The sequence below is a fragment of the Promicromonospora sp. NPDC057488 genome (assembly GCF_042802395.1).
Classification (GTDB): Bacteria; Actinomycetota; Actinomycetes; order Actinomycetales; family Cellulomonadaceae; genus Promicromonospora.
In genome coordinates this window covers 1-4,972 of sequence record NZ_JBHVEG010000282.1, presented here as the reverse complement: position 1 = coordinate 4,972, position 4,972 = coordinate 1, and the positions used below count along the sequence as shown (strand labels likewise).

Sequence of the window (4,972 nt, the reverse complement as noted above, 5' to 3'; positions counted from 1 at the left end):
AGCTCGGGCTGCCGACCACCTGACCTTTTGCCGACCACCCGGATCGCGCGCGGAGCGCGCTGCCCGCGCCGCTGCCCTGCGCCGCAGCCCTTGCCGCAGCCCCGCGCCGCGGCCCCTTGCCGCAGCCCCGCGCCGCGGCTTCAGCCCAGGAGGGGTGCGAGGTGGCGGCGGACCCGGTCCACCGCTTCCGGGACCGGGACGTCGGTGGTGTCGATGACGAGGTCGGCGTCGTCGGGCTCCTCGTAGGGCGACGAGATGCCCGTGAACTCGGCGATCTCGCCGGCGCGCGCCCGGGCGTAGAAGCCCTTGCGGTCGCGGGCCTCGCACACCGCCAGCGGCGTGCTGACGTGCACCAGCACGAAGTCCGCGCCGGCCTCCTCGGCGAGGGCCCGCACGCGCGCCCGGCCGGCGGCGAACGGCGCGATCGGCGCGGCCACGGCGATGCCGCCGTGCCGGGCCACCAGCGCCGCCACGTACCCGATGCGCTCCACGTTGGTCTCCCGGGACGCGCGGTCGAACCCGAGCCCCTTCGACAGGTGCTGGCGCACCTCGTCGCCGTCGAGCAGCGTGGTGCCCAGGCCGTCGTCCTCCAGCTCGGCCGCCAGGGCGCGGGCCACGGTCGACTTGCCCGAACCGGACAGCCCCGTGAAGAACACGACCGCGCCCCGGCGGTGGGCTCCGCTCGCGGCGCGGGTCAGCTCGGCCGCCGAGGCGGGCGGGTACAGCGCGCGGACCGCTTCGTCCCGCACGCGGGGCAGGGCCGCCACGCGCTCGGCCGTGTCCGGCGAGCGGTGCGCGGCGAGCCGCTCGACGCGGGCCGTGCCGTAGGCGGCCGCCACGTCGTCGAGGGACACGTCGCCGAGCCCGGACCAGGGCACGACGACGGTGGTCACCCGCGCGCCCGTGCGCTCGGCCAGGGTGCCGGCCAGCCCCTGGGCCGCCCGCACGAGCCCGGGTGCGCCGACGGCGCCCGGTTCGGGGGCGCGGCGCGCGACCGGCACGAGCAGCAGCACGGTGCCCGGCCCGGCACCGTTGGCCGACTCCGCGTCGGCGCCCGGCCCGGCGTCCGGCCCGGCGTCCGGCCCGGCGTCCGGCCCGGCGTCCGGCCCGGCACCGGAGACGAGCGCCGCCGCGGCGTCGGACTCCTCGCGGGTCGGGACCTCGGTGACGAGCAGGCCGAGCCCGGCTGCCGCCCGGGCGTCGACGCCCGCCCGCACGTCACGGGCCGGGCGCCGCACGGCGGCGTCCCACTGCGGCCCGATCGCCGCAGCGAGGGGCTGCAGCGGCTCGACCGCGGCCGTCCCGCCGGGCGGGTCCGTGAGGCGGGCCAGCGGCGTGTTCTCGGCGTCGGTCAGCACGGCGTCGGCCGGCGCGGCGTCGGGCGGCACCACGGGTGCGGCGTCCGCCGGGCGGCCCCGCAGGGCCGCCACCAGGGCCGACGGCGGGAGCGCCCCGCCGAGGGTGAGCTCGAGGACGTCCAGCTCGTCGTCGGACAGGACGCGGGCGGGGGAGTCGGTCATCTGTGCGGGCTCGTCTCTGCCGGGTCGTCGTAGGTCTCGGGTGCGGCCGGGGATCCGGGTGTCGCCAGGGTTCCGCAGCGGGCCGCTGCTCCTGCCGGCACTCCATTCCCGATCAAATCAACCGGATTAGTAGGTATTAACACCGTCTATAGTCGGTATCGATGTCTTCTGGTCCACCGGCGCCGGATCGCATGCCGGAATGGTAGTCGCGGCGCGTCCAGCGGGTTGTACCTTGAGCATCTTGGCCCCCGTCGAGCGCCGTGTCGGGACGGCCGGACCAGCCGGAAGCCGTCCACCCAGGAGACCGATGAACGCGCCGTCCCCCACGCTCCCGCCTGCGTCGCTCGACGACGACTCCCTTGCCCGCGCGCTCGCCTCCGGAGCCGCCGAGGTGCTGCTCGCGCTCCGCGCCGAGGTCGACGCCGCCGGCGGCACCTTCGTCGCCAAGGAGCTGAAGGACGCGGGTGACGCCGCCGCCCAGGCGTGGCTCGCCGCCGCGCTGTCCGCGGCCCGGTCCGGCGACGCCGTCCTCTCGGAGGAGGCGAAGGACGACGCCGCCCGCACCGGCGCCGACCGGGTCTGGATCATCGACCCGCTCGACGGCACCCGCGAGTTCGCCGAGCGGCACGCCGACGGGCCCCTGACCGGGCAGTGGCGGGACGACTTCGCCGTGCACGTGGCGCTCTGGGAGCGCGGCCCCGGCCTCACCTCCGGCGCCGTCGCCCTGCCCGCCCGCGGGCAGGTCCTGACCACCGCGGACGGCGTCGTGCGCGACGATGACTCCGCCGCCGTCCTGTCCGGGGACCGGCCGCTGCGGATCGCCGCGAGCCGGAGCCGCCCGCCCGCCTTCGTGGCCGCGCTGGCCGAGCGCGACGACGTCGAGCTCGTGCCGATGGGCTCCGCCGGGGTCAAGATGATGGCGGTGGCCGACGGCACGGTCGACGCCTACGTCCACGGGGGCGGGCAGTACGAGTGGGACTCCGCGGCCCCGGTGGCCGTGGCCTTCTCCCGCGGTCTCGTCTGCACCCGGCTGGACGGATCCGAGCTCGAGTACAACAGGGAGAATCCCTGGCTCCCCGACCTGTTCGTATGTCCCCCGGCACTGGCTCCGCGCCTGCGCGAGCTGCTCGACACCGTGGGTGTCGTGTCCGTGGCCGGGGCAGATCGCAAGGAAGGTGCCCGGTCGTGAAGAGTCACGTTCTGAGCCAGCTGCGCAGCCTGGAGGCCGAGAGCATCCACATCATGCGCGAGGTCGTCGCCGAGATGCAGCGCCCCTGTCTGCTGTTCTCCGGCGGCAAGGACTCCATCGTCATGCTGCACCTCGCGGTCAAGGCGTTCGCCCCGGCGCGCGTCCCGTTCCCGATCATGCACGTGGACACGGGCCTGAACTTCCAGACCGTGCTCGACTGCCGGGACCGCTGGGTGGAGCGCACGGGCGTGCAGCTCGTCGTCGCCTCCGTGCAGGAGGGGATCGACCGGGGCCTGGTGCAGGAGGAGCCCAACGGCTCGCGCAACCGGATCCAGACGCCGGTGCTGCTGGAGGCGGCCGAGAAGCACGGCTTCGACGCCCTGTTCGGCGGCGGCCGCCGCGACGAGGAGAAGGCCCGCGCCAAGGAGCGCGTGTTCTCCTTCCGCGACGACTTCGGCCAGTGGGACCCGAAGAACCAGCGCCCCGAGATCTGGAACCTGTACAACGGCCGCGTGCACCAGGGCGAGTCGATCCGGGTGTTCCCGCTGTCCAACTGGACCGAGCTGGACATCTGGGCCTACATCGAGGCCGAGGACATCGACCTGCCCGACCTCTACCTCGCCAAGGAGCGCGAGGTCGTGGAGCGCAGCGGCATGCTCTACGAGGTCAACGGCTTCACGCCGCTCAAGGACGGCGAGAGCGCCCAGGTCCTGTCCACGCGCTACCGCACGGTCGGTGATGCGAACCTCACGGCGTGCGTCGCGTCCGGCGCGGCCACGCTGCGCGACGTCGTCGAGGAGGTCGCGGCCGTGCGCCTGACCGAGCGCGGCGCCACGCGCGGCGACGACAAGGTGAGCGAGGCCGCCATGGAAGACCGCAAGAAGGAAGGCTACTTCTGATGACGACGACTCTGCCCGAGGCCACCTCGGAGGGGCGCAACGAGCTCGTCACCGGCGACCTCCTGCGGTTCGCCACGGCCGGCTCGGTCGACGACGGCAAGTCCACCCTGATCGGCCGGCTGCTGTTCGACAGCAAGTCGATCTTCGCCGACCAGCTCGAGTCGGTGGAGCAGGTCAGCCGGGACCGCGGCAACGACTACGCGGACCTGTCGCTCCTGACGGACGGCCTGCGCGCCGAGCGGGAGCAGGGCATCACCATCGACGTGGCGTACCGCTACTTCGCGACGCCCAAGCGCAAGTTCATCATCGCGGACACCCCGGGCCACATCCAGTACACGCGGAACATGGTCACCGGCGCGTCGACGGCGGACGTGGCGCTGATCCTCGTGGACGCGCGCAAGGGCGTCGTCGAGCAGTCGCGCCGGCACACGTTCCTCGCCACGCTGCTGGGCGTGCCGCACATCGTGGTCTGCGTGAACAAGATGGACCTGGTCGACTACGACGAGCAGGTCTTCGAGCGGATCCGCGCTGAGTTCACCGAGTTCGCGGCCCGGCTGCGGGTGCCCGACCTGACCTTCATCCCGGTGTCCGCCCTCGCGGGCGACAACGTGGTGACGCGGTCGGAGAACATGCCGTGGTTCGACGGCTCGCCGCTGCTCAGCCACCTCGAGCGGCTGCACGTCGCCTCCGACCGCAACCTGGTCGACGTCCGGTTCCCCGTGCAGTACGTGATCCGGCCCCAGCAGAACGACGCGCGCGACTACCGCGGCTACGCGGGCACGGTCGCGTCCGGCGTCATGAAGCCGGGCGACCGGGTGCTGGCCCTGCCGGCCGGCCTGGAGACCACCATCGCGTCCATCGAGACGGCCGACGGGCCCGTCGCGGAGGCGTACCCGCCCATGTCGGTGACGGTGCGGCTGGCCGACGAGATCGACATCTCGCGCGGCGACATGATCTGCCGCCCGAACAACGCCCCGACGGTCACGCAGGACGTCGACGCGCAGATCTGCTGGATGGACGAGTCGGCCGCGCTGGTGCAGGGCAAGAAGTACGCGATCAAGCACACCACGCGGTGGGCGCGCGCGATGGTGAAGAACATCAACTACCGCGTCGACGTGAACACGCTGCACCGCGACGAGGAGGCGACCGAGATCAAGCTGAACGAGATCGCGCGCATCCGCCTGCGCGTGACCCAGCCGCTGTTCGTGGACCCCTACCAGCAGAACCGGCAGACCGGCGCCTTCATCCTCGTGGACGAGGCGACCAACAAGACGGTCGCGGCCGGGATGATCGGCACCGCCGGCCGGCAGTACTGACCCACCGGTGGTCGAGCTTGTCGAGACCTGTGCAGGTCTCGACCAGCT

The 4,972-nt window shown here is 73.4% G+C and carries 4 protein-coding genes; 3 read left to right on the top strand and 1 reads right to left on the bottom strand.

The window, feature by feature from the left end:
• Positions 1 to 140: 140 nt before the first annotated feature.
• A complete protein-coding gene (gene cysC, locus ACFU5G_RS29065) occupies positions 141 to 1,520 on the bottom strand; it encodes an adenylyl-sulfate kinase (protein WP_377252466.1) in 1,380 nt (459 codons plus the stop codon).
• A gap of 307 nt (positions 1,521 to 1,827) precedes the next feature.
• Here cysC and ACFU5G_RS29060 point away from each other — a divergent pair, with 307 nt between their 5' ends.
• From ACFU5G_RS29060 to cysN, 3 genes are read left to right on the top strand one after another with little or no spacing between them, the layout of a single operon-like run.
• Positions 1,828 to 2,709, top strand: a complete 882-nt coding sequence (locus ACFU5G_RS29060; RefSeq protein ID WP_377252464.1) for a 3'(2'),5'-bisphosphate nucleotidase CysQ — start codon at positions 1,828 to 1,830, stop codon at positions 2,707 to 2,709.
• Entirely contained in the window at positions 2,706 to 3,608 is a 903-nt protein-coding gene (gene cysD, locus ACFU5G_RS29055) for a sulfate adenylyltransferase subunit CysD (protein ID WP_377252462.1), read from the top strand. The genes ACFU5G_RS29060 and cysD overlap by 4 nt, the downstream gene beginning before the upstream one ends.
• Positions 3,608 to 4,924, top strand: coding sequence for a sulfate adenylyltransferase subunit CysN (gene cysN / locus ACFU5G_RS29050; RefSeq protein WP_377252460.1), 1,317 nt, complete (start codon positions 3,608 to 3,610; stop codon positions 4,922 to 4,924). Before cysD ends, cysN begins: the two co-directional genes overlap by 1 nt.
• Positions 4,925 to 4,972 lie beyond the last annotated feature (48 nt).